The sequence below is a fragment of the Robbsia andropogonis genome (assembly GCF_034047095.1).
Lineage (GTDB): Bacteria > Pseudomonadota > Gammaproteobacteria > Burkholderiales > Burkholderiaceae > Robbsia > Robbsia andropogonis.
Genome location: NZ_CP139170.1, coordinates 3,467,213 through 3,492,948, shown reverse-complemented (window position 1 = coordinate 3,492,948; position 25,736 = coordinate 3,467,213). Strand labels below are relative to the sequence as shown.

At 61.8% G+C, this 25,736-nt stretch carries 19 protein-coding genes and 2 pseudogenes; 9 read left to right on the top strand and 12 right to left on the bottom strand.

Annotated elements, in window-relative coordinates:
- The first annotated feature begins 45 nt into the window (after positions 1–45).
- Complete coding sequence (locus SJQ66_RS28765; protein ID WP_024905645.1) at positions 46–870, top strand: substrate-binding periplasmic protein; 825 nt, start codon at positions 46–48, stop codon at positions 868–870.
- A 4-nt stretch (positions 871–874) separates the two neighbouring features.
- Entirely contained in the window at positions 875–2,671 is a 1,797-nt protein-coding gene (locus tag SJQ66_RS28760) for a GMC family oxidoreductase (RefSeq protein WP_024905646.1), read from the top strand.
- Between the two features lie 32 nt (positions 2,672–2,703).
- Here the strand turns inward: SJQ66_RS28760 and SJQ66_RS28755 are convergent, their stop codons facing one another.
- Positions 2,704–3,465 carry a hypothetical protein gene (locus SJQ66_RS28755; protein WP_024905647.1) on the bottom strand — a complete coding sequence of 254 codons (762 nt, stop codon included), beginning with the start codon at positions 3,463–3,465 and terminating at the stop codon, positions 2,704–2,706.
- A gap of 211 nt (positions 3,466–3,676) precedes the next feature.
- Positions 3,677–4,282 (bottom strand): aspartate/glutamate racemase family protein, encoded by a 606-nt coding sequence (locus tag SJQ66_RS28750; RefSeq protein ID WP_260843902.1) that lies wholly within the window; start codon positions 4,280–4,282, stop codon positions 3,677–3,679.
- Between SJQ66_RS28750 and SJQ66_RS28745 the strand changes: the two genes are divergently transcribed.
- From SJQ66_RS28745 to SJQ66_RS28730, 4 genes and pseudogenes are all read left to right on the top strand, one after another.
- Positions 4,182–4,436: a hypothetical protein gene (locus SJQ66_RS28745; protein WP_186303564.1), complete on the top strand. Its 255-nt coding sequence runs from the start codon at positions 4,182–4,184 to the stop codon at positions 4,434–4,436. The two genes, SJQ66_RS28750 and SJQ66_RS28745, sit on opposite strands and share 101 nt — an antisense overlap.
- Before the next feature lie 65 nt (positions 4,437–4,501).
- The gene (locus tag SJQ66_RS28740) at positions 4,502–5,428 is read left to right on the top strand and encodes a dihydrodipicolinate synthase family protein (protein ID WP_046154092.1); all 927 of its coding nucleotides are present in this window, start codon (positions 4,502–4,504) and stop codon (positions 5,426–5,428) included.
- Complete coding sequence (locus SJQ66_RS28735) at positions 5,428–6,213, top strand: SDR family oxidoreductase (protein WP_024905650.1); 786 nt, start codon at positions 5,428–5,430, stop codon at positions 6,211–6,213. Before SJQ66_RS28740 ends, SJQ66_RS28735 begins: the two co-directional genes overlap by 1 nt.
- Before the next feature lie 142 nt (positions 6,214–6,355).
- Positions 6,356–7,563: pseudogene (locus SJQ66_RS28730) on the top strand (pyridoxal phosphate-dependent aminotransferase).
- A gap of 170 nt (positions 7,564–7,733) precedes the next feature.
- On the opposite strand, the gene SJQ66_RS28725 reads toward SJQ66_RS28730, so the two are convergent.
- Positions 7,734–8,468, bottom strand: a complete 735-nt coding sequence (locus SJQ66_RS28725) for a GntR family transcriptional regulator (protein ID WP_024905652.1) — start codon at positions 8,466–8,468, stop codon at positions 7,734–7,736.
- Between the two features lie 1,322 nt (positions 8,469–9,790).
- Here SJQ66_RS28725 and SJQ66_RS28720 point away from each other — a divergent pair.
- The gene (locus tag SJQ66_RS28720) at positions 9,791–10,951 is read left to right on the top strand and encodes a porin (RefSeq protein WP_320534842.1); all 1,161 of its coding nucleotides are present in this window, start codon (positions 9,791–9,793) and stop codon (positions 10,949–10,951) included.
- A gap of 360 nt (positions 10,952–11,311) precedes the next feature.
- Positions 11,312–12,268 (top strand): sugar-binding transcriptional regulator, encoded by a 957-nt coding sequence (locus tag SJQ66_RS28715; protein ID WP_024905657.1) that lies wholly within the window; start codon positions 11,312–11,314, stop codon positions 12,266–12,268.
- Between the two features lie 32 nt (positions 12,269–12,300).
- Here SJQ66_RS28715 and xylB read toward each other — a convergent pair whose 3' ends face one another.
- The 8 genes and pseudogenes from xylB to SJQ66_RS28675 all read right to left on the bottom strand — a co-directional run bounded on the left by xylB (position 12,301) and on the right by SJQ66_RS28675 (position 22,566).
- Positions 12,301–13,770 (bottom strand): xylulokinase, encoded by a 1,470-nt coding sequence (xylB, locus tag SJQ66_RS28710; RefSeq protein WP_046154088.1) that lies wholly within the window; start codon positions 13,768–13,770, stop codon positions 12,301–12,303.
- 99 nt (positions 13,771–13,869) lie between these two features.
- A complete protein-coding gene (dalD, locus tag SJQ66_RS28705) occupies positions 13,870–15,258 on the bottom strand; it encodes a D-arabinitol 4-dehydrogenase (RefSeq protein WP_024905659.1) in 1,389 nt (462 codons plus the stop codon).
- A 50-nt stretch (positions 15,259–15,308) separates the two neighbouring features.
- Positions 15,309–16,523, bottom strand: a complete 1,215-nt coding sequence (locus SJQ66_RS28700; protein WP_024905660.1) for an ABC transporter ATP-binding protein — start codon at positions 16,521–16,523, stop codon at positions 15,309–15,311.
- Between the two features lie 137 nt (positions 16,524–16,660).
- Positions 16,661–17,515 carry an HAD family hydrolase gene (locus SJQ66_RS28695; protein WP_052738478.1) on the bottom strand — a complete coding sequence of 285 codons (855 nt, stop codon included), beginning with the start codon at positions 17,513–17,515 and terminating at the stop codon, positions 16,661–16,663.
- A gap of 45 nt (positions 17,516–17,560) precedes the next feature.
- Positions 17,561–18,343: pseudogene (locus tag SJQ66_RS28690) on the bottom strand (carbohydrate ABC transporter permease); the annotation flags it as partial.
- A 35-nt stretch (positions 18,344–18,378) separates the two neighbouring features.
- Complete coding sequence (locus SJQ66_RS28685) at positions 18,379–19,308, bottom strand: carbohydrate ABC transporter permease (protein WP_046154099.1); 930 nt, start codon at positions 19,306–19,308, stop codon at positions 18,379–18,381.
- 131 nt (positions 19,309–19,439) lie between these two features.
- The gene (locus SJQ66_RS28680; protein WP_320534841.1) at positions 19,440–20,948 is read right to left on the bottom strand and encodes an ABC transporter substrate-binding protein; all 1,509 of its coding nucleotides are present in this window, start codon (positions 20,946–20,948) and stop codon (positions 19,440–19,442) included.
- A gap of 244 nt (positions 20,949–21,192) precedes the next feature.
- Positions 21,193–22,566 (bottom strand): solute carrier family 23 protein, encoded by a 1,374-nt coding sequence (locus SJQ66_RS28675; protein WP_024905665.1) that lies wholly within the window; start codon positions 22,564–22,566, stop codon positions 21,193–21,195.
- A 328-nt stretch (positions 22,567–22,894) separates the two neighbouring features.
- On the opposite strand from SJQ66_RS28675, the gene SJQ66_RS28670 reads away from it, so the two are divergent.
- On the top strand, positions 22,895–24,172 hold the full coding sequence (locus SJQ66_RS28670) for a methyltransferase (protein ID WP_024905666.1): 1,278 nt from the start codon (positions 22,895–22,897) through the stop codon (positions 24,170–24,172).
- 34 nt (positions 24,173–24,206) lie between these two features.
- Here the strand turns inward: SJQ66_RS28670 and SJQ66_RS28665 are convergent, their stop codons facing one another.
- The gene (locus SJQ66_RS28665; protein ID WP_024905667.1) at positions 24,207–25,538 is read right to left on the bottom strand and encodes a TIGR03862 family flavoprotein; all 1,332 of its coding nucleotides are present in this window, start codon (positions 25,536–25,538) and stop codon (positions 24,207–24,209) included.
- Positions 25,539–25,736 lie beyond the last annotated feature (198 nt).

Genomic DNA, 25,736 nt, shown 5'->3' with positions numbered 1-25,736 from the left:
AAAAGGGCAGCTTGGCGGGACATCGCGTCATCGGAGAATATTGGGATGTTGAAACGCACGTTTATGGCTGCCTGGTTGAGCGCAGTGGTAGGGCTTGCGACGGGTATCTCGCCCATGGGCGCGCATGCTGCCGACGATTACAAATCACATCTTCTTGAGCCCGGCACGCTGGTCGTGGGTACGACGGGGGCATCGCCGCCGGCCACGATGTATAGCGATCAGGCGGAGCTGGCGGGCTATGACATCGACCTTGCGAAAAAAATTGGCAAGGACCTCGGCCTGAACGTGAAATTCGTCACGCTCGGTTGGTCATCGATGATGGCGGGCATTCAGGCAGGGCGTTTCGACATCGTCATATCGTCGGTTGGTCGCACGCCGGATCGCGTCAAAAGCGCCGATTTCCTGATGTCCGATCCGTATGTGGTGAACGGCGTGGCGGGCGCCAAGCGTGCGGGCGACAACCGTATTCATGGTTGGAAAGACGTGTGCGGCAAGAAGGTCGGGGTGATCAAGGGCGCCAATGAAATCAAGACGGCTCAGGCAAAGTTGCCCGCAGGCTGCTTGAGCGATATTCGTGAATATCCGGGTTGGTCGGAGTTGTTACTGGATCTGCAGAATGGTCGCGTCGACGTGCTAGTCGGCAATTACCTGACGCCGGCCTACATGATCAATTCGGCGCATCGGCCATTAGCCATGCTGGGTGATTCCTTGCAAGTGGCCACGTCCGCTGTCGTGATCCGCAAGGAGGAACCGGCGCTGCAGCAAAAGATCAATGCGCTTATCGCGAAGTACCGCGCCGATGGCTCATTGGAAAAGCTCACCGACAAATGGGTCGGCAAGAGCCTGCCGTGGAGTGAAGTGAAGGACTGAGCAGGTGCCCCTCCATTCATCCGGTCCGCTTGGCGGCCCTCCCTTCGGTCATGACGTCGCGCCGCCGCGCGAAGTTGACTACGTCATCGTCGGTGGCGGCGCTGCCGGAGGCGTATTGGCCGCACGGCTGAGCGAGGACCCGGCGTGCCAGGTGGCGCTGCTGGAGGCCGGGCCGGGCAACGCACTGTCATCATTGTCAGGTGCGTTGTCACCCCTTTCCGCGTTTTGGTCGGCCGCATCGGTGATGTCACGCTTTCGCGTGCCGGCATTGAGTCCCTTCGCGGCGCGCGTCGGCGCGGTCAACTGGCGCCACTTCGTCGAGCCGGAACCAGGCTTTACCGGTCGCGCGGTAACGCTGCTGCAAGGGCGGCTCTTGGGTGGATCAAGCCAGATCAATGGCATGGTGTATGGCCGTGGTCATCGTGCAGACTACGCGCTGTGGGAAGAAGCGGGCGGATCGGCCTGGTCGTTCGATACGATTCTGCAAACGTATAAGGATGCGGAATCCAATGCGCGGGGCGCGGGGCCGTTTCATGGTAGCGCCGGACCCTTGCGCGTACGGCCGTCGCGGCCCATGACATCGCGTGCCGGCGCGCTCGTCGATGACTTCCTGCAGGCAGCGCAACAAGCCGGTTATGCGCGTACCGAGGATCTCAATACAAATGGGGTCGATGTCTTCGGCCTGACCGATGTGACGATCGCAAAGGGCGAGCGCGGCGGGGTAATGGCATCGTATTTGACCCCTGCGATGCGGCGGCCTAATCTTCATATCCTTACCTCCGCCCCGGTATCGCGGATTGCGATCGAGGGCGGCCGCGCGATCGGCGTCATCTATCAGATCGAGCGCGGCTCACTGGCTGGTGCCACCACTTTGCTACGCGCGCGGCGCGAGGTCGTGTTATGCGCCGGCGCGGTGAAGTCGCCGCACCTGCTGCTGCTCTCCGGTATCGGCCCCGCGGCGCAACTGCGTGCGCAGGGGCTGGCCGTGCGAGCGGACCTAGCCGGCGTGGGCGCCAACTTGCAGAATCATCCGTCGTTCCCGATGCGCTATCGGATCAAGGCACCGCTGTCGCTGAAGCACTTGATGCATCCGGTGGAAGCCGCCGTGCAAGGTTTGCGCTATCTGGCAGGACGAAAAGGTGTGCTGGCTGAAGGAATATTCCATGCGGCGGGGTTTGTTCGCACGGCGCCGTCACTTGCCACGCCGGATGCGCAGATCGTCATGAGCCCGGTGCTGTTTCCCGAAGGCGACGTGACCGGGCTTGGCGTGCTGCCGCGCGATCACGGCGTCACGCTGGCGGTGCAGCAAGGCCAGCCGTTCAGTCGCGGCAGCGTTTCGCTCGCGAGCGCCAACCCGCGGATACCGCCGCGTATTCGTACCGGCGCTTTCTCCGACCCGCGCGATATCGAGGTCATGAGTGCTGCTGTTGCGATTGCCGACACGGTGATGCGCCAACCGGCGATGGCGTATCGATGGCAACCCGACGGCGGCCCCGGTGCCTTGACCGCGCTGTTTGGCGGGCGCGATCTCGCTGAACGCATCAGGCGCGACGCCGGCGCCCGTGCCAGGCTCGCGGCACTGATTCGTAGCGATTCCGGCACTGCCTATCATCAGTGCGGGACGTGCGCATTCGGTACCGATGCGCAATCGGTCGTGGATCCGCACTTGCGGGTGCATGGCATCGCCGGTCTGCGGGTAGCGGATACTTCGGTGATGCCCCGGATTCCCAACGCGCCGTTGCACGCGGCCGCATTGATGATTGGTGAGCGTGCCGCCGCGATAATGCTTTCCGGCATGTAGCGCGATATGGCCTGTTTCTTTCGGCTAGATGATCACTGCGCGTTGCGATAGTGGTGGCGTAAAAAGCCGATGATCACGGGTAGCGCAAAAGCGAAAAAAGCGGTGACCAGCAGTATGATAGCGACGCGGTTTCGCCTGAAGCAGCTTTCGCGTCGTGCGTTATCCACCAGCGCTTCGATGTCCGATCGCGACCCATGTCGGTTCAATGCACGGGCACTGCGTGCAAACTCGGCGCTGGTCTCCGCTTCGCTGGCATGCGGTTCTCCCATGCATTGTCGATAGCTAGGTGGCGGGTCCAACCTGTCAAGGTCTTCCCCGCGTCGTGATGCAAGGGCAAGTAAGGCGTCGCGTCGGCTTTGCACAAGCGGGTCAGGCGGTGCAGGCAATGTCGGTTGAGGGGGGGGCACACTGGCCGGCAAGTGACGAGATATCACTACCGATTGATACGATGGCGGCGGTGTTTCACGGCCCACCAAAGTGTTGGTCGATGCGGTGGCGCCGGCCGATTCTTCACAGCGTGCAGGCGGCGGGGGCGTTTCGGCCTGCTCGTAAGGGTGTGTTTCCCTGACGAAGCGCACTGTATCAGTGACCCAGTCCGTTACGCGTGTCGCATGCGCGAGCGGTTCTATCGCGAATAGCGCATCGTCGAGCCCCGTATGTACCTGGGGCATGGCGTAAGCGAAATCGGCGGGCAATGAATGTCGCCGCTGGCCGGGCTGATCCGTGCGGGCAAGGGTTAAACGCATGTACTCCCGGCTGAGGCAGACATGCTTGGCGCAGGCAAATGTCTGCATGGTCGCGCATGCTTCCGAATTTCAGCCGCTCATTGTGGATAGGAGTCCAGAATACGGGATTTCGGCCACACGAGAATGCATTTGCCTCGCCATTGACCTTTTGGCTGAAGCGAATCTTGCACGCCTTGTATTTCGGAGTGCATGCCCTGGCCGCCGCATGGTCTTTCGCGGAGCGGTGCCGTATACAGCGGGACGAAGCGTCATCACCGGATCAATGGCCGGGACGGTAGCCTAGCGCCAGCAGATTCATGGCGCGACTGACTGCGGCTTGCGTTGGATCGACGACCGGAATGCCCAGCGCCGCTTCAATTTGGCCACGGAAATGCCCCATTCCGGCACAGCCTAGAATCAGCACGTCGGCGCCGTCCTGATCACGCAACACACGGCCGACGCTGATCACCTTGTCGACGGCCCCATGATCTTCCAGGCCGGCCACGCCGGAGTTGATCGCCCGGTCGTTTGCGAGGCGGTTTTCGAGACCGAGCGAGCGGACATAGCGGCGGTGCCGCGGAATGGACTTATCGAGAATCGACACGATGCCGAACTTGCGGCCTAAATCCGTTGCAACGATCATGGACGATTCCGCGATCCCGATTACCGGCTTCTTGCTGACTTCGCGTGCGAGCGCGAGGCCCGGATCGGAGTAGCAGGCGATGACAAAAGCATCTGCGTCGTCTTGGCGGATACGCGCGGCGATCATCGGCACGACCGTTTCGATGTCCGCCTGTGACTCAATCCCGGGTGGTGCGTCAGGCAAGCGGACCGACTCCACCCGATATGCGCCGCTTCTACGCAATATATCGAGTGGCGCGTCCATTGCCCGTGTCATGGTATCCGAGCTGTTTGGATTAATGACCAGTATGCGCGGCGGGGTATACGAGGCGGGTGCGGCGGAAGGCGCGATGACACTGACCGAGGCACTAGAAGAAGCGGCGGAATCCAAGGCAAAATGCTCCAGGACTGGACAGTGATAGTGAAATATACAATGATATTCTACGTCGCATATTAAATAGCGACAAGCGATAGGAGAAGCAATATGTCCCGGCTCGACGAACGCGCATCCGGCGTTTTTGTCATTGCGGTAACGCCTTTTACAGACGACGGTAGTCTGGACCTCACCAGCACGGACAGCATGGTGGATTTCTATCTTGAAAAAGGTGCGACCGGTTTGACGGTGTTGGGGATGATGGGGGAAGCGCCCAAACTGACGACCGATGAGTCCGCACAATTTGTCAAGCGCGTCATGGCCCGCGTCGGCCCGCAATTTCCGGTCGTGGTGGGCGTGTCAGCGCCGGGATTCGCGTCGATGAAGGAGTTGTCGAGCCGTGTGATGGATCTTGGCGCGTCGGGCGTAATGGTGGCACCACCGTCGACATTGCGTACCGACGACCAATTGTTCCATTACTTCACCGGCGCGGCGGAAACGCTGGGCGATACGCCGTGGGTGCTGCAGGACTTCCCTTTGGCGACCACGGTGCAGATGTCTGCCTCGGCGATCCTGAGGATTGTCGAGGCGGTGCCATCTTGCGTGATGCTCAAACACGAGGACTGGCCCGGCCTTGCAAAGATCGATGCATTACGCGCGGCCGAGAAGAAGGGCGCGCGCCGTATCTCGATCTTGACCGGGAACGGTGGCATGTTTTTGCCGGAAGAAATGCATCGTGGCGCCGATGGAGCAATGACCGGTTTCGCGTATCCTGAAATGATGAGTCAGATCGTGGCGGCACATCATGCGAGCGAGTTCGAGCGAGCACAGGACCTCTTCGATGCCTATCTGCCGCTGGCGCGTTATGAACAGCAGCCGGGGCTGGGTCTTGCCGTGCGCAAGTACACGCTGGCCAAGCGCGGCGCTATCGCCACGCCGATGCTGCGTCGCCCCGGACCGACGCTGTCCGCGGGTGACATCGCCGATATCGACAGGTTGACCGCGCGTTTGGCGCGTCGTTTGAAGGAGTTGGATTGATGGATTTGGGACTGAAAGGAAAGCGGGCGTTGGTGATTGGTGCGAGCAGTGGCTTGGGCGCCGCGAGCGCGCAGGCACTGGCGGCAGAAGGCGCCATTGTGATTGCCGCGGCACGCCGAACCGAGTTGATCGAGGCCTGGATTGCCGCGTTGCCGGCAGATCAGCGGCAGAATGTGCGGGCCGAGCGTTTCGACGTGTCCGACCTGGCGCAGGTCGAGGCGTTGACCGCCCGCCTGATCGCCGAGGGGGGCGTCGATGTCCTGGTCAACAATGCCGGGGGGCCTCCGCCGTCATCGGCCGTGGAGGCGAAGCGCAGTGACTGGATTGCACAGTTCGAGACCATGGCCGCGAATTTGTTCGAGTTGACGCAGAAGTTGCTGCCGCCGATGCAGGCCAGGCAATGGGGGCGTGTGATCACGATATCGTCGTCCGGCGTCGAGCAACCCATTCCGCGGCTGGCCCTCTCGAATGGTATTCGTGCCGCGGTCGTCGGCTGGTCGAAGACGCTCGCAAACGAAGTGGCCGCGCACGGCATTACCGTCAATGTCGTCATGCCGGGCCGTATTCATACGGACCGGGTCGTGCAACTGGACAACAATGCCGCACAACGCACGGGTCAACGCCTTGAGGAGGTGGCAAAGGCATCGGCCGCCGCGATTCCCGTGGGCCGCTATGGCCGCCCGGACGAATTTGCGTCTGTGGTCGCCTTTCTTGCCAGTGAGCGGGCATCGTATGTGACCGGCAGCAAGATCCGCGTCGATGGCGGCGCGGTCAAGGGCGTCTGACCCGCCGCGTCGTATCTGGCATCGCATGAAGCGAAGGCCACGTCGTGCATGCATTTGATGCGTCGGCGTGGCCATTTTGCGTTTGGGCCGCGTATCATTGGGTGTTTTTTCCGCTATCGCTTCCTGATCGAACCGTTCCGCCATGACGTTCCTCTCCCCCGCGCTTGCGCGCATCAAACCGTCCGCGACAATCGCCGCCGGCCAATACGCCGCGCAATTGCGTGCCGCAGGCAAAGACATCATCGCGCTGAGCGCTGGTGAACCGGATTTCGACACGCCACGGCATATTCGTGAAGCGGCGGCAAAAGCGATGGAGAAGGGGCATACCCGCTACACCGCGGTCAGCGGTGTTCCCGAGCTGCGTAGCGCCATTGCCGCCAAGTTCAAGCGAGAAAACGGACTGGATTACAGCCCGGCCGAGATCATCGTGTCCACGGGCGGCAAGCAGGTGATCTCCAATGCGTTGCTGGCAACATTGGGGCCGGGCGATGAAGTGATCATCCCCGCACCGTACTGGGTTTCTTACCCTGAATTGGTGTCACTCTGCGATGCCACGCCGGTCATCATCCCGGTCAGTCCGGAGCATTGCCTTAAGCTGCAACCGGATGTCCTTGAGCGCGCGATTACCTCGCGGACGAAATGGGTGCTGTTGAATTCGCCGTGCAACCCGACGGGTGCGGCGTATAGCCGTGACGAACTGAAGGCGCTGACCGATGTTTTATTGCGTCATCCGCATGTGTGGATCATGGCGGACGATATATATGAACATCTGGTGTATGGCGATTTCACCTTCACCACGCCGGCGCAGGTCGAGCCGCGGCTGAAGGACCGGACCCTGATCGTCAATGGTGTTTCCAAGGCTTATGCGATGACGGGCTGGCGAATCGGCTATGGTGCCGGACCGCAGCAGTTGATCAAGGCGATGGATACGATTCAGGGACAGTTGACGAGCAATGCCAGCTCCGTGTCCCAGTGGGCCGCGGTGGCGGCATTGAACGGACCACAGGATTTCCTCGCGGAATGGCGTGCGGTATTCCAGCGTCGCCGTGACCGGGTCGTCAGCATGTTGAATGCTGCCAATGGGCTGCGCTGCGCTGCGCGGTGCCGGACGGCGCATTTTATGTCTATCCATCGTGCGCGGCGCTGATTGGCCGCAAGGCGCCGAATGGCCGTCTGATCGAGACCGACGGCGATTTCACCCGCGCGTTGGTCGACGATGTCGGTGTGGCGGTGGTACATGGCACGGCGTTCGGCCAGGGGCCAAACTTCCGCCTGTCCTATGCGGCATCGGATGCGGAACTGGAAGATGCCTGCACGCGGATTCAGCAGTTCTGCGCGAAACTGGACTAACGGAGTGGGCGCTGTCGCCTCTTCCATGACGTATCGGCTTCCGCGCTATCGATGGCGGGACCGCCGGTCTGGTGTCGTTCGCGCCCCTCCCGCCCGAGGAGGGGCGGGAGGGTTACGTCTGGCGTCAGGGGTGTCGCCCCCCCCCTGCGCCGTAAGCTGCGCATTGCCGCTTATTCCACCCACAATCCCCCGGCGGTACCCCAGCCATGGCTGATCACCTTGACGAGCCCGTCACGAGTGCCGTTATTGTGTTCGATGATCATATCGCGCGCGCCATCGACATCGTGCTCCCGTAGCAACCGGACCAATCGATGATGGTCGTCCTTTACTTCCGGATTGATGTCGCGGGTCCGGGCGCCCACATAAAAGAAACGTTCAAGGCCATCGAGACAGTTCACTACTTGCTCGTACAGTCGGCGATTGCCACACGCCCGGGCGATGGCCGCGTGGAATTCTCGATTTGCCGCCACGAACTGGTCCAGGCTGCTCATGATCTTTGTATCGTAGCTGGCATCCGCCAGACGACTTAGCTCATCAAGCTCCGCCTCGGTGATCCTTTCCGCGGCCAGTCCGACTGCGCCAGTCTCAATAATATTGCGTAAGTCGAGCAGTTCATTCAAGTCGCTGATTGTTAGCGGGACGACTTGATAGCCTCGACGCGGATAGGCTTTGACGAAACCCTCGCTGCGCAACCGGCCAAGGGCTTCGCGCACCGGGCTCTTGCTCATTTGCAGCCTCTCTGCGATGTCCGCTTCCGATACTTCCGCACCGGGAGCCAGCCGGCACGAGAGGATTTCGCTGCGCAGGCGCGCGTACGCCTGTTCCATTAATGATGGTGATATCTTGCGGCGTTGCAGAGTGAATTGCGAACCCGCTATTTCATCGATTTCGACGATAGTGTCCATGAACTCTCATTGACCGAACCAAACGCGCATGACCGCAGGCTTGGTGTCGTGTACCACCAGCTAATTTAATTGTCTTTATGGCATGCCCGCCCGAGGCATTTCGCTCACGCTGGAGGGGGCGTGGCGCGTAAGGCAGTCGATCGGCATGTATCAAAAGGCCTTGTCACCGCGGGTTGGCCGAGCCAGATCGACGCGACCCGCAGAATCGGACATGCGGTGCCAGACCTTGCTTTTCACGCATCTTATCGTGCTTTTGAAGCTGCACGTAAATTTTGCAGCCAGGAAAATCGCTCTACAAAAGAACGTTTGAATCCTCTGCAAAACGCGTCGAGGTACATCGCGCACAATGGACAAAAACCCTAGCCATTAATCAGTTGTGCATAGGCAGATCGCGTGGCCGGCGACGCAACAGTGTGCACGATCGTGACCTTGCGGGATGGTGCCCGTCGTATTTGATCATGACGATTGTGGCTATCAGGTTTCGCCGCGATTTTAGGTAGGATTTGACGTGATATATCCACCAGTTCCCGCAGAAAACGAAGGGCGATCAACGGTACGATCGCCTCCCTCAGGCTTACTACGGGCGGTGGGTCACGCTTGCCGATCCGGCCATTGACATCCAAGTCGCGATCTTGCTTTTTTTCGCGATTGCGGGACACCGTCCTGTATCGGCGAAATGGACGCCCTGTCGTCTAATTGACCAGGCAATGTTGCGTAGATGCATACAACGAGGGGTTGACGGGCACCGATTGCGCCCTTCTTGATCGATCCCGTGCGCATGCCACGGCGCGCGCAAAGCGCTTCGGGTGACGTTGTGGTTTGCCAAGAAAGCCGATTGTCAAATTCGTTCTAAGCATATTCACAGGCATCTAGGCACGAACGTCTTACAACTGTCATCTGTTTTACGTGAACTTCCGGTGACTTCCAGAAAAGAGCGAAATTGGTCCGTCTCGAGTCCTTATTCCGTCGCAAAGCTGCAACGAAACCGAAAGGCAGCATTTTTTTTTCTTGATCCATCAATGGGGGCACCTTTAGAGTCTCACGCAGAAGTTCAAACGCCTGCCGGGCAACGTACGTTGTCGAGCGATTGGATGGACAAGCAGATCTATTCAGGATCACGGCGTATCTCCGGAGGAGTGTACAAGCCGCGGCCAGGGAAATAGTCGATGCGATACGGGACGGCGCCCGCATCGTGCACAGCGTACGGGTGGCATGGTACGACGCGTTTGAGCAGAATTTCGTGATGCCGGATAGGTCTCCAGCCTCGGTGATCGATTTGACGCAGTAAAACCGTTTTTCTTTTTTACCTAACGGGGGATGTCTTGAAAAAATCTTTGTTGCTGGCAGCGCTGCTGGGCGCCGGTGTGGTCACGGCGCACGCGCAATCGAGCGTGACGCTGTACGGTATCGTTGACGCCGGTCTGCAATACACCTCCAACAGCGTTGGCACGTCGAAGTACAGCTTCTTGAGCGGCGGCGACTACGGTAATCGTTGGGGCTTGAAGGGTACCGAAGATCTGGGCGGTGGTCTGGCTGCGATCTTCAACCTGGAAAACGGTTTCAACATCGGTACGGGTAATTTCTCGTCGTCCGGTACCGAGTTCAACCGTCAAGCATTCGTCGGCCTGGCAAGCAAGCAATACGGTACGTTGACGTTCGGCCGCCAATACGCCCCGACGACTGACCTGATCGAATCTTACGGTCCGGCGATCGTTGGCGGTATTGGTACGTTCCCGGGTGATATCTCGGACATGGACAACGGCGTTCGCGTCAACAACTCGGTCAAGTACAAGACATTGACGTACAACGGCCTGACCGGTGAAATCATGTACGGCTTCGGCAACAACGCCGGCCAAATGAACGGCGGTTCGGCATACGCTGCTGGCCTGAGCTACATCCAAGGCCCGATCGTGGCGGGTGCGACGTACTACCGTACGAACACCGCCTATAACGGCGGCACGAACGCTGCATCCATCGCGAACAGCAACGTGATTTCGGCGGGCTATGCGAACGCGAAGGCGCAGCAGAGCATCAACGCCGTCGCCGGTACGCAGTTGTCACCGGACATCTACCTCGGCCTGGTGTACGCCTACACGCAGTACTTGCCATCGGCAACGTCGTACATCCGTCACTCGGTGGCCTACAACTCGGTTGGCGCGGTTGGTACGTACCAGTTGAACCCGGCCTTGATCGTGGGTCTGTCGTACAACTACACGTTCGGCCAAAAGGTTGACGCTGCGTCGCAAACGTCGGCTCCGCGCTACCAGCAGATCGCCGGTAAGGCAATCTACTCGCTGAGCAAGCGCACGGGCTTCTACTTGTTCGCCGGCTATCAGCACGCTTACGGCCAAACGCTTAACGCGTCCGGCCAGATCGTGAACGCGCAGGCAAGCGTTGGCGATGCGATGAATGGTTCTCCCAGTCAAGCCTCGTCGGGTCGCAGCCAGGCGTTGGTGCGTATCGGCATGTACAACAAGTTCTAAATCGGCATTCCCGGATCCGCGACGTTGCGGCATTCCGGGATGCTTGATAAAGAAATATATTGCCGAGGCATCGATGATGGCTATCTCGTCATCGATATCTCGGATAAAAACCGGCCCTTATGGCCGGTTTTTTTCTTCCCGCGAAATCCAGGTCGTGCACCTGTCATGCGGACCGCCGCGTATCACGCGTCGGCGCGGTGGGGCAACGCCCTTCACGCAAACGCTATTTTCCGGTGCGTTGACGATACGCAGGGGCGGTCAGGATAGTGCGTGCGGCGGCAGCTAAATTGCTACACTGATGACAACGCGAGGCGCCGGTTTGCACCTCGCCATTCTTATCGTCGTTTTCTCTTACCGCCCGTGTCGAAATCTCTCGAAAAACTCGATCTGGCCGCGCGTGCGGCATGGCTCTACTTCGTGGCGGGCAAGACGCAGCACCAGGTGGCGGACACGCTGCGGGTCTCACGCCCTGTGGCCCAGCGTCTGATCGCGTTGGCAACCGACAAGAATCTCGTCCGTGTCCGTGTCACCCATCGAACCGCATCCTGCCTGGCCCTGGCGGAGCAGCTATCCGCGCGCTTCGGCCTGACGCTCTGTGAGGTCGTCCCGTTTGATGACGACAACGACGAGGATTTGAAGAAGAAGATCGCGGTCACCTCCGCAGCCGTGTTCGAGCGCTATCTCAGCAGCGAAGCGCCAATCGTGGTGAGCGTCAGCAGCGGCCGGACGTTGAAGGCCGCCGCCGCCGAGCTGTCCGGCCTTTCGCGACCGGCGCACCGACTGGTATCGATGGTCGGCACGATCGCGCGCGACGGGTCGTCGAATCCCTACGATGTGGCCACCCTGATTTCGGAACGTCTTGGCTGCAAGCGCTTCCTGATGCCGGCGCCGCTGATGGCGGATAGCGAGGAGGAGGCGCAGCACTGGTGCAATCACCGGCTTTACCAGGTGGTGGAGCAATTGAGTGCCAATGCCGATGTCGCGTTCGTTGGCATTGGTCACATCGGTCCGGACTGCCCACAGGAAGCGGATGGATTCATTACGCGAGATGAAGTCCATGATTTGACGGCGCGGGGGGCGGTAGGAGAGCTGCTGGGCCGCTCGATCGATGCCGATGGCCGGATTGTCGAAGCACCGGCGCAACGGCGGCTGACGAGTTTGACGTTGCAGTCGCCGCCGTCGGTGCCGACGATCGGTTTTGCCGGCGGCCAGCTCAAGCACGCGGCCGTTGCGGCGGCGTTGCGCGGGGCCTGGCTCACGGGCCTCGTCACCGACGAGCGTTGCGCCGCCGCGGTACTGGAAATGACTGCGGCGTAAGGCGGCACCGGCGCGTGTTCGAGAGCGGTCGGCTATGCCGTGTCGCGGAATAGCGGTGCCGTGGCGTGATACAGCGCCCGGTATCGCTGCAACCGTGGCTGCAGCGCGGCGTGACGCACGGCGTCGGGCGTATAAGATGCGCGTATCGGCGGCTGGCGCAGCAGCGTTTTTTCGTCGGCCCCCGCCGCCAGCGCACCAAGGATCGCGGCACCCAGTGCCGCGCCCGCTTCGGCGCCTTCGTGCTGATGGATCGTGACCTGCAACGTGTCGGCGATCAATTGCGCCCACTCGTTGCTGCGCGAGCCACCGCCGACCAACGACAACGCCCGCACTTCGGTGCCTGCGGCACGCAATGCGTCCAACCCATCCGCCAATGAAAACGCCACGCCTTCCAGCACGGCGTAACCAAGCTGCGCGCGTCCCGTCTCGTGCGTGATGCCAAACAACACGCCTTGCGCATAGGGATCGTTGTGCGGCGTGCGTTCGCCGGACAAATAAGGCAGGAACAGCGGTGCCGTCTCGCGTGCGGCATTGCTCAGTGCCGCAACCTCCTCCAGTAGCGCGGGCTCGTCGATACCGGTCAGGCGGCATGCCCACCTGAGGCAACTCGCGGCAGAGAGCACGACGCTCATTTGATGCCAGCGATCGGGCAGCGCATGACAAAACGCATGCACGGCGGAATCCGGATTTGGTTGAAAACGCCCGTTGACGACAAACAGGACACCCGACGTACCTAAAGAAATAAAGCCGTCCCCGGGACGCGCCGCACCAATGCCGATCGCACTGCCGGCATTGTCACCGCCGCCGCCCGCGACCGGCAGGCCCGCCCGCAGCCCCAATACAGCGGCGGCCGCCTCGGTCAGGCGGCCACTGCAATCGCTGCCCTCGACGAGACGAGGCATATGATCCCGCGTCAGGCCGCAAGCCGCGAGCATTGTGTCGGACCATGTGCGTTGCCCCACATCCAGCCACAGCGTGCCCGCCGCATCGGAAGGATCCGACACATAGTCCCCCGTCATCAACAGGCGCAAATAGTCTTTCGGCAGCAGCACTTTCGCGATTCGCGCGAACACGTCCGGCTCGTGTTCGCGAACCCATAGCAGCTTGGGCGCGGTAAAGCCCGGCATGGCGATGTTGCCGGTGATCTGACGCATTGACGGCGCAGCGGCTTCCAGTTGCACGCACTGCTCGGCGCTGCGCATATCGTTCCAGAGGATTGCCGGCCGCAACACACGATCCTCCGCGTCTAGCAGCGTCGCACCGTGCATTTGGCCGGTCAGTCCAATCCCATCGATCCGCGCGAACGCGTCGGCGTGCGCTTCACGTAGCATTGCAAGCGCTTCGCGGGTCCCCTTCCACCAAAGTGCCGGATCCTGCTCTGAAAAACGGGGGCGGGGCCGTGAGACATCATAGGCGGCACGGCGGGTCCCGATGATGCGGCCCGCGGCGGTCATCAGTAGCACCTTCACTTCCGAGGTGCCGAGATCGATTCCTAGGTACATGGAAAACCTTGTCTCCTGTCGTCGGCGACAACTGCCTGGGGGCAGCGCCGCGTGGCGGACGGCACGGCGCTCGCGCGCACGTTGGGCCGCTCGCTGCCGTCAGGTACGCTGAAGGGAAGCCAGCCAGGCGCGGACGTCCGCGACCTGGCGGCCGATGGCATCGCGCAAGTCACTGCTTCCCGCCAGGGAGCCCCAGAGCAGCGTATTCGCGGTGAACGTGGAGAGTGGATTCGCGCTTTCGAAAAAACCGTGCGCCACCACCGGGTCCATCACACCGTCCTGGTAATCATAGGGCAATTTGCCCTCGTGCCAGGCCTCCAGAAAAACAAAAAACAAAGCGGGCAGGCGCGCGGTGGCATCAAACGGCTGCCCCGCGGCAATCCGTTCGCGCAAGGTCGGCGCGATGAATCCCGGAATCTTCGAGAAACCGTCGGCGGCAACGCGCTGGTTCGTGTCTCGAATATTCGGATTGCTGAAGCGATCGAGGACCGTGTCGCGGTAAGCGGCCAGATCGATCGGGCTCGGCGACAGGCTCGGAATCACGTCCTGGGTCACATAGTCGAACCCTGCTTGCCGGATGGCCGGATCGTGCGTGCCTTCGTGGATATACTGCAAGCCTGCCAGCGTGCCCGCCCAGGCGATGCAGCTATGCGTCGCATTCAGGATGCGGATCTTCGCTTCTTCATAGGGCAGCACGGAATCCACCAGTTGGACGCCCACTTTTTCCCAATGCGGGCGGCCGGCGATGAAATCGTCTTCAATCACCCATTGGATAAAGCGTTCGCCCATCACCGGCACGACATCGTCGAAGCCCGCCGCGGTGACGCGCTCACGGACGTCAGGGCCGGGGCGTGGAACGATGCGATCGACCATCGCGTTCGGACTGCGCGTATTTGCATCGAACCAGCTGAGCAAGGCGTTATCCCCCACGGCAGTCAGAAAGGCGCGCATGCCCGCATGGAAACGTTCGCCGTTGCTTCGGAGGTTGTCGCAATTCTGTAATGTCAGCGGTCCCGCGTCGGATGTCATCCGTTCGTGCAGGATGGCGCGCAGGGCGCCATAGATCGTCGTTCGCGCACCGCCGAGGTCGGCGGCCAGGTCAGGGTTCGCCGTGTCCAGCCGATGGTGTTCGTCGAGGTAATAGCCGCCCTCCGTGACGGTAAAGGAAATGATGCGGGTGCGAGGATCGGCCCCCACCGCAACCAGATTGGCGAGATCAGGTCGCCACGGCAGCACTTGCTGTATCGAGCGGATCGTCTCGTACCGGCGCTCGCCCTTCGGATCGACGGTCTCCAATGTGTAGACGCCGTTTTGCGCCGCCAGAGCGTCCAGGACGGCGTTGCCGTCGCCGCGGATATTGCCGACCGTCAGTGACCAATCGAGGTTGCCCTGTTCGCGCAACGTATGGAGGTACCACGCCTGGTGCGCGCGGTGAAACGAGCCGGTACCCAGATGCAGGATCGTGTAAGGAGAAGCGGATGTCGTCATGGCATGAGAGGGCAACAAGGCAAGGCGGCGAAGCCGAGCGACAAAGGGAATCAGGCGGCGTTGCGCTGCGATGCGTCGTGTCGCGGCAAAGCCGTGCCCTGCGCATCGAATACGTGCACGTGCTGCGGCTCGGCCTGCAGCGACAACGTCGTGTTGCGTGTCACCTGCGTGCGCGGCGGCACCCGGACGATCACGCCATCGGCGGCATCGTTCGATTCGGCATACAGGTAGGCGACATCGCCGAGCGATTCGACGACGGTGGCTTTTGCGATGATCACTCCCGTCTCCGTGTCGCCGCTCCCCGTGGTGTGGCCCGTTCCGGGGCGCGCGAGTGACTCGGCCCCGGTGTCCTGGGCAGTGCCCAGTCGCGCGGCCGGCGCTGGCGCCAGATCCGGTGACCAGAGGTGCTCAGGACGGATGCCCAGCGTCACGGCATCGCCCACGCTGAGCGATCCGGATGCAACCGCGGCACGTTGCCGCGCCCCCGATTTCAACGTCACGCTAATGCCGTGCGCGTCGATGGCATCGACGCGGCCATCAAGGAAGTTCATCTTGGGCGAGCCGATAAAGCCGGCGACGAACCGGTTAGCCGGCGCGTGGTACAGCGTGTCGGGCGAGCCGACCTGTTCCACGCGGCCTGCTGACAGCACGACGATCTTGTCGGCAAGCGTCATCGCCTCTACTTGATCGTGGGTTACGTAGATCATGGTGGTCTTCAGTTCGTCGTGCAGTCGGGCGAACTCGAGGCGCATCTTCACGCGCAATTCCGCATCGAGGTTCGACAACGGTTCGTCGAACAGGAAGACGTCCGGACGCCGGGTGATGGCGCGCCCGATGGCCACCCGTTGTCGTTGACCGCCGGACAACTGGCGCGGCTTGCGGTCCAGCAGATGGTCGATATGCAGGATGCGTGCGGCGTCCCGCACCGCCACCTCGATTTCGGCTTTCGATTTGCCGGCAAGCTTCAGGCCGAACGCCATGTTGTCGTACAGGGACATATGCGGGTAGAGCGCATACGACTGGAACACCATCGCAATGCCGCGTTTGGCGGGCGGGATGTCGTTCACGCGGCGCTCGCCGATTGTCAGGTCACCGCCGGAGATGTCTTCCAGTCCGGCGATCATTCGCAGCAGCGTGGATTTGCCGCATCCACTTGGGCCGACGAATACGACGAATTCACCATCCTGGATGTCCAGGTCGATGCCATGAATCACGTCGGTATCGCCATACCGCTTGCTGAGATTACGCGTTTGCAGTCGGGCCATCTCTTGTCTCCAAGTCCCTGCGTGTTCCGCTGTTCGGCGGTGAACGTTCGAACGGCGGTGGATGCCGGTAGAAACGTTTCGTTATCGTTGGCGTCCGCGGTATCGGCCGTGTTGCCGGTGCCGCGCGCCGCTATATCCTACAAGAGCAGATACCGTGGCTCGGGGGCCTTGCCCGCGCGCAATGCGGCCAGAATCGCCGTCAGATGGCGCATATCCTCGAATACCCAGGACGCACCTGCCGCGTGTAGCAGCGTCGCATGCGCGCGTGCATCGCCCAGGTGCGTGCCGCCGGCGAAACCGATCACCTGCATGCCGGCGCCAGCGGCTGCCGTGACGCCGGTGACACTGTCTTCCACCGCCGCGCATTGGGCTGGGGGTGCCTTGAAGCCCGCGCATGCCGCGACGTAGACATCGGGCGCGGGTTTTGGGTGGGCCACGCGTTCGCCGGTATAGATGCGCTCACCGACCAGTTCGGCAATACCCGCCACGACCACCGCTTCTTGCACGCGCGGTAGCGTGCTGTTGCTGGCAACGGCCAGCGGCAGGTCGCTGGCGGCCAGCGCGTGCAAGGCCTGCGTCACGCCTGGCACCGCCGTCTGACGTGCGCGTACTGCCGCCTCCACCGCCAGGCGCACGCTGTCCTGCGCCGCCGCTGTCAATGTGATGCCGAAACAGTCGGCAACCGCGGCGATCACGTGATCGATCGTGAGGCCGAGACGCGCGCCCACTTCCGTCTCCACTGCCGCATGGGTGATCGGGCGGTTTGTGACCGCTTGTGGCGACTGCGCGGCGGTCAGCGTGGCGAACAGCGCGCTGACCATCGCTTCGTCGGCAACCGCCTCGCTGTCCACCAGCACGCCATCGCAATCGCAGACCAGATGGGTGACGGGGCTAGCCGGAACCTTGATGGCGGGCGTGCCCGGCCCGGTCGCTGCGTGTACCGCGGGCGTCCCGTCAGGTTGGTGATGCGTTATGGTAATCGTTTCTTTCATGCCTTGACTCGCGGGCTGTGAGGGATGCGTCACTTTACCGGGGCATCACTTCACGGCGCCGAACGTCAGCCCGCGCACCAATTGTTTCTGCGATACCCACCCCAGGATCATCACCGGCGCGACCGCCAGCACCGAGGCCGCCGACAATTTGGCCCAGAACAGGCCTTCGGGACTTGAGAACGAGGCGATGAATACCGTCAAGGGCGCGGCTTGCGAGCTGGACAGGTTGATGCTCCAGAACGCCTCGTTCCATGACAGGATCACCAGTAGCAAGCCGGTGGACGCGATGCCGGGCAGCGCCATCGGTAGCACGAGATGAATGATTTCGGTCCAGACGGTGGCGCCGTCCACGCGGGCCGCCTCCAGGATGTCGCGAGGGATTTCGCAGAAGTAGGTGTAGGCCATCCACACGGCGATCGGCAGGTTGATCAGCGTATAGACGATGATCAAGCCGCTTATCGTGTCCAGCAGTCCCCAGTTCTTCCATAGCAGATAGATCGGCACCAGCACGCCCACGGACGGCATCATCTTTGTCGACAGCATCCACAGCAGCAGCGATTGCGTGCGCTTGGTCGGGAAGAAGGCCATCGCATAGGCAGCCGGCACGGCCAGCAGCAGACACAGTATCGTCACGCCGAACGACACGGCCACCGAATGCCAGGCGAACTGAAAGTAGTCACTGTGTGCCAGTACATCGCGAAAACTCTGCAATGTGGGGGTGAACGAAAACGCGGTGGAATACGCTTGTTGTTCGCTTTTGATCGAAGTCAGGAACATCCAGAGGATGGGGAAGAACAGCAGCAGGGAGACCACCCAGGCAAGCGCTCCCAGGCTGTTGTCCCGCAGGCGGTTTTTGCTTGCGCTCATGATGCGTAGTCTCCCTTCAGATTCTTCGCCAGCATCCGCACGAGGAAGAACGACACGATATTCGCCAGGATTACTGCGAGGATGCCGCCGGCCGACGCCAGGCCGACATCGAACTGTTGCAAGCCAAGCGAGAAAATGAGGTAGGACAGATTCGTTGTCGCGTTGCCCGGGCCACCGCTCGTGGTGGTGTAGATCTCGGCAAAGATCGACAGCAGGAAGATGGTCTCAATCATGACGACCACGGCGATCGCACGTCGCAGATGTGGCAGCGTGATATGAAAAAACATCGCGAAGGCGCCTGCGCCGTCGAGTTGCGCCGCTTCCTTTTGCTCCTGGTCCAGCGATTGGATGGCAGTGAACAGAATCAGGAAAGCGAACGGTAGCCATTGCCAGGCAACGATCATGATGACACCCGTCATCGGTGCCGATGCGAACCAGTCGATAGGTTGCCAGCCGAAGAACACGAAAATCTTCGCCAGCACGCCGTACACCGGGTGCAGGATCATGTTCTTCCAGATCAGCGCGGCGACTGTCGGCATGACGAAGAAGGGCGCGATGGCCAGCAAACGCGCAATGCCTTGTCCAGGGAAGGTTCGATCGAACAGCACCGCAAGCAGGATACCGCCGACGACCGTAATCGCCAGCACCGACCCGATCAGGACCAGCGTGTTCAGGATGGACGGGATAAACGAGGGGTCCGTGGCCAGAAACACGTAGTTCTGGAGCCCGGCAAAGCCCCTATTGTCCGGGTTCAACAGGTTGTAATGGATCAGCGAGTACCAGACCGTCATAGCCAATGGCACCGCCATCCAGATAAATAACAGGACGATCGAAGGCTGCGCCAGCCAGCGCGCGGGGTGGCCACGCCGGCGACTTCCGGCGCTGTCGCCGCCCCGTGCGGTATCCTCGCGGTTTCGCGCGACGATGCCGGCGTCGCGCTCCGATTCCAAACCGGACGCGCCCTTCGTCGAGTCCATACGATCCGCACGGCCGGATCGGTCGCCGTGCTGTTCGTGCTCATCGCGTCCGGGATGGCTCACGTGTCCGGTTTTGACGGTCATTTTTGATACCCACCCGCGCGTACCGCGCGATCCGCAGTGGCTTGTGCCGCTTTCAGCGCCTGATCGACGCTCATCGTGCCTGCAAGCGCGCCAGCAATGCTTTGGCCGACCACCGTGCCAAACGACTGGAACTCCGGAATCGCCACGAACTGGATGCCGCTATACGGTGCCTTGTGCAGCGTGGCATCGTTCGGGTTCGCCGTCTCGATGGCCTTCAAGACGAAAGACGAGAACGGCGCCGCTTTTTGATATTCCGGATTGGCGTAGGTGGAACGACGGGTCCCCGAAGGGGCCGACGCCCAGCCTTCATCCTTCGCCACCAGCGCGACATATTCCTTGGACGTGGCCCAGGTCACGAATTGCTTAGCCGCATCCTGCGATTTCGAACTCTTCGGGATGGCCAGCGACCACATCCACAGCCAATGATTGCCCTTCGGCGTCACCGCTATGGGGGCTGCGGCATACCCGATCTTGTCGGATACCTGCGATTGCTTCGGGTTGTACAGCAAGCCCGCCGCAACGGTTGCATCAATCCACATGGCACATTTGCCGGAAGACATCAGCGTCAGGTTTTCATTGAAGCCATTCGAACTGGCGCCGGGCGGCCCGTATTTCTTCAGCACGTCCGTGTAATACGTGATGGCCTTCTTCCACTCGGGCGTATCGATCGTCGCATGCCACTTCTCGTCGAACCACTGGCCTCCGAAGGTGTTGACCAGCGGTGATACGAAGGCCATGTTTTCGCCCCAGCCGGCCTTGCCGCGAAGGCAGATGCCATAGACGCCATGTGCGGGATCATGCAGTTTCGACGCGAAATCGGCGATCTGGTCGTAGGTGGGTTGTGCCGGCATCGTCAGCTTCTTCGCGTCGAACAGATCCTTTCGATAGAAGGTCATCGAGCTTTCGACGTAAAACGGCAGTGCGTAGAGGTTGTTCTGATAAGTCAGGCTGTCACGTGCCGTCTTGACGATATCGTCCACGTCATAGCTGGCGGGCAGATTCGTCAGCGGCGTCAGCCAGCCACGCTTGGCCCACAGCGGCGTCTCATAGGCTCCGATGGTCATCACGTCGAACTGGCCGCTACCGGTGGTGATGTCCGTCGTCAAACGTTGGCGCAGGAGGTTTTCCTCGAGCGTCACCCAGCGCAGCTTGATATCCGGGTGTGCCTTCTCGAACTCTGGTGCCAGCTTGCGCAGTTCCACCATATCGGGGTTGTTGATCGTGCCGATGGTGACGGTGGTTGCGGCATGCACGCCGGCGGACCAGCCAATGCCGCAGGCGGTGCCCAGCGAAAAAACCGACGCGCCGAGCAGGCGCGCCAGGGGACGGCGCCGCCGCGCAGCGAAGGATGGGCTGCCGGCTTGCACGTCGCCATCGTACGTTCGCGGTCCGGCAACGGCCGGTGCGACGTCGGCGAAGGGCGAGCGGGGCGTCGATGACGGGGAACGGAATGAATCGGCGGCCGACGGTGTGGTGGCGGCGTGCTGCGGGAAGTGCGACGACATCGTGCTTGTCTCCTGATCGGCCCTCCCGGCGTGGACAAGCCAGGGTGCGCCGCGGACACGATCCAGCCGCGAACGTGCGCCGCAGGGGCGCCAGCACCTTGTTGTTCCAGAGCGATTTTGTATAACTGATCACCGGGTGGGCTAATGATCAGTTTTTCGTTGTTGCCCTGTCAACATAGAGTTAACCCCTTAAGACCGGTCAAGGGAGAGAATTTGTCTCTCGTAGACGAGATTGCGGCATTGTTCAGTGTGGACGATGCCTGTCGCGATCGACCTCGCCTGCCGCGTCGGCGGGACCGGCGTCGCGGATGGCGGATGGTACGCGGCGCAGCGACAGCAAGGCATTCAGCAGAATCGCACCAAACGTTGCCGTACCAATGCCGCCGAGCGGAAACCCCCCGACATGGATCGTGAAGTCGCCCGCGCCCAGCACGAGCGTGACGGCGGCTACCAGCAAGTGACGCGTATCGTTGAGATCGACGTGATGCTGAATCCAGATCCGGGCGCCGGATACGGCAATCAGACCGAAGACGACGATGGAGGTACCGCCGAGTACCGGTGCCGGCAGCGTTTGCACCAAGGCGCCGAATTTCGGTGAGAGCCCGAGCACCAGCGCAAAAACCGCCGCTGCGACAAAAACCAAGGTGGAATAGATTCGGGTGACCGCCATCACGCCGATATTCTCGGCATAGGTCGTCACGCCCGTGCCGCCCACGGCGCCGGACAGCATCGTTGCGACGCCATCGCCGATGAAGGCACGTCCGAGGTATCCATCCAGGTTCCGTCCGCACATTGCCCCCACGGCCTTCACATGCCCCAGGTTCTCGGCAATCAGAATGATGGCCACCGGGCAGATCAGCAACATTCCGTGCGAGGTGAATCGCGGCGCATGAATTGTCGGCAAACCGAACCAGGGTGCCGTTGCGACTGTCGCGAAATCGACCGGCGGTCCCCAGCCGAGTCCGTTGGTGACAATCAGGTAGAGGAGATAGGCCGACAGCAAGCCCAGCAGGATCAATAGGCGCGACCATGCGCCGCGCGCGAGCACGGCGACCATTCCGATACAGACGATCGTCATCAACGCGATTGCGCTGTCGAAGCCGGACCGGGAGACCGAGCGGATCGCGACGGGCGCGAGATTGAGCCCGATCACGGCGACGACGGCCCCGGTCACCACGGGTGGCATCAGGGTCTCGATCCATCGCTTGCCCGTCACCATCACGATGAGTCCGGTGAGCGCGAAGACCGCACCGCAGGCGACGATACCGCCCAACGCATCGGCGATTTGACCATTCGGGCCGTGGCCCGCATAGCCACTGACGGCGATGACAACACCGATAAAGCCAAAGCTCGATCCGAGGTAGCTCGGAACGCGTCCGCCGACAATGACAAAAAACAGCAGCGTCCCGATCCCCGACATCAGGATCGCGAGATTGGGGTTGAAGCCCATCAATAACGGCGCCAATACCGTCGAGCCGAACATGGCCACCGTATGCTGGGCACCCAGCAACAGCAATTGCCCGAGCGGGGGGCGTTCATCGGGAGCGATCACGCGGTGGGCACCGTCGAGGGCATTCGCGGGAACGCGGCGCCATTGGGGAAACCAGTTGTCAGCCATGGGAATCATTCATTGTCTGGAGGCGGCCGCGCGATGAGCGCGGTGCCTTGCAGTGTGTACAAATTGCATACGCAATCGGTGCTTGGCGCCGAGATGATCTCCGGGCGCATCGCGGGGTGGATTCGGCGCCAGCATAACGATGAAACCAGAAAATGACCAATAAAGTGCGAACAACGACTGTCGCTGCACGTCAGGGTGTGAGACTCTGCGTCCATTAGTTATGAGCGGTCCGGCGAAAGCCCTGATCTGTCGCATCGTGGCGGAGTGGCCGACACAGCAGGGCATGACACGGTGACCGATCGAGGCGGCAGGCATGATGGAGGTGAGAATGACGAGTGGTGATGAATGTGGGCAGCGCGCCGATGTGCCAATGATTACGTGGGAAGAGGGGGGCGTGATGCACCAGGCGCGGTGGCGGTCGGAGGCGAGCGTACCGGTGCCCAAGCGGGTGATCGTTGCCGACGACACGATGCCGGCCGACCAGGCGTACCGTCTGGCGTGCGAAGGCGCGGCGTTGTTATGGCGCGGCGATTTCCAGAACGCTCGGCAATTGCTCCAGGCGATGGGGCGCCGCATCGACAAGAAAGGCGGCCGGAAGCCGGCGCCGATGAATCAGGGCATGGCCGATGCCTTCAACCGGCATCGATTGGCGCAATCGCAGCGCGCACGCACGTTGGGCGCGTTGCTTTTGCCGTTAGGCGCTGATTACCGCATTCCGCTACGGCGCGCACCGGACGTGTCGGCCGCCTGCGAGTGGGTCTATGGCCCGCTCGGTGCGTCTAATGACCCGATATCGGATGGTGGGAACATCACGGGCGCCGCCGTCAGCGCAAATGGCGCAAACGGTCCGGACGGCGCAGCAGCGTCCGCTGGCGGTTCGGTGGTGTCGATGCGGGAACTGCTCGGTTTGATCGGTGCTTACGAGTGGCGCAAGAAAGGTGTCGACGTACCGCAGACCGGTGGTCGAATCCACCCGCACTATGGCGTGTTCTCGCCTGTCCGAGGCGAGTATGTCGACCTGGTGGCGCGCGCGCCGCTGCCTGCCGCGCTGCGGGACACGCCGTTGGCGTTTGATATCGGCGTTGGTACCGGTGTGCTGTCCATTGTCCTTGCGCGTCGCGGCGTTGCCCGGCTTGTCTCAACCGACAGTGATCCCCGTGCGCTGGCCTGCGCTGCCGAGAATGTGACCAGGCATGGCTTGGATGAACAGATTTCGCTCGTGCAACACGATTTGTTTCCGCCTGAAGCGGCCGGAGCGGCGGCGTTGATCGTTTGTAATCCGCCCTGGTTGCCGGCACGTCCCAGTTCACCGATCGAGTCGGCTGTCTACGATCCCAACAGTCGTATGTTGCTGGGTTTCCTGAATGGGTTGGCGGCGCGGCTCGCGCCAGGAGGCGAAGGCTGGCTGATCATGTCCGACTTTGCCGAGCACCTGGGCCTGCGCGCGCCCACGCAACTGGCCGATGCCATTGCCGCCGCCGGACTACGGGTGGTTGGCAAGACGACGGCAAAGCCGGTTCACCCGCGCGTATCAGACAAGGACGATCCTTTGCATGCGGCGCGCGTTGCCGAGACAACGACGTTATGGCGTCTCTCTGTGGCGTGATGTCGGCATCGTCCTTGCGTGCCTGTGGGCCCCTTCACGCCGAACCGCCCCGAAGATAGCGCGTAAGCCCCTGCCCCGCGTGCCGGCCGGTGGCAAGGCAAGCGGTCAGCAGATAGCCACCGGTAGGCGCCTCCCAATCGAGCATTTCCCCGGCGACAAATACGCCGGGCAGGTTGCGTACCATCAAGTGATCATCCACTGCGGAAAACATCACACCGCCCGCGCTACTGATGGCTTCGGCAAGCGGCATGGTTGCCAGGACCGTCAGGGGCAGCGCCTTGATGGCTTGCGCCAGGGTAGCCGGGTCTTGCATCGATTGCTTGTCCAGCACCTCATATAGCAATGCCGTCTTGATACCGGTCAGCCCGAGTCGGCTTTGCAAATGGCTGGAGAGTGACCGGCTGCCGCGTGGATGCGCGACCGCCTCCGCGACCGATGGCGCAGCACGGTCGGGGAGCAGATCCAGCGTGAAGGTCGCCGATCCATGTGCTTCGATCGTCTCTCGCAGCGCACGGGAGAAAGCGTAGATCAGGCTACCTTCGACCCCGCGGGTCGATATGACGAATTCGCCTTGCCGTCGCAGCGTCTCTCCGGCGAGATCCGTGAACGACAGGGCGACGGATTTCAGCGGCGATCCGGCAAATCGATCGCGCAGATGCGTGCTCCAATGAATGCTGAAACCGCCGTTGGCACTGCGCAGCGGTGCGACGGGAATGTGCTGCGCTTCGAGCCAGGGCACCCAGGCGCCGTCGCTTCCAAGTTGCGGCCAACTGCCGCCTCCGAGCGCGAGCACGACCGCGTCCGCGCGTTGCGTGATGACGCCTGCGGGGCTGGCGAATCGCAGTAGCGGTATCGGGCCGCCCGGGCGCGGCGATGTCGGTACCGGCGCGCCGGATGTCGTGCGATCCGCGTCTGACCATCCAAGCCACCGATGCCGCGTATGAAACGTGACACCCGCCGTTCGCAGTTGTTGCAGCCATGCGCGCAGCAACGGGGCGGCTTTCATCTCGGCCGGAAACACACGCCCCGACGTTCCTATGAACGTTTTTACACCCAGCGCTTCGGCCCACGCGCGCAAGGCATCAGGGGGAAAGGTATCGAGCGCTGTTTGCAGCACTGGAGGCCGCCTTCCGAAACGCGTGCGAAATAGGTCGTACGGTTCGCTGTGTGTGATGTTCAAACCGCCGATGCCGGCGCGGAGGAATTTGCGGCCAACGGAGGGCATGGCATCGTAGACGTCGATCCGCACCCCGCGCGTGCCGCCACCGGCGGCGATCCTTTCTGCGGCCGCAAGGCCTGCGGGACCGGCTCCAATGATGACCACGCGCGGCAAGGTCGCGTGTTCCGGGGTGGGTGTGGCGAGCATTGCCAGAGACGGCGTCCCGGAGGTCGAATGAGGCTTATCGGATGACATGCGGCGCGGCGGCGGGAATCGAAGGTTGCATTGTAGGAGAAGAAAGCCCTTTCCCCGTCAGGGGCTAGGGTAAAAGGCCTCGGGCTACTATCGAAACGAGGGAGACACCTTCTTCCCGCATGCCAACGACGCCGCGGAAATCGTGTGAGG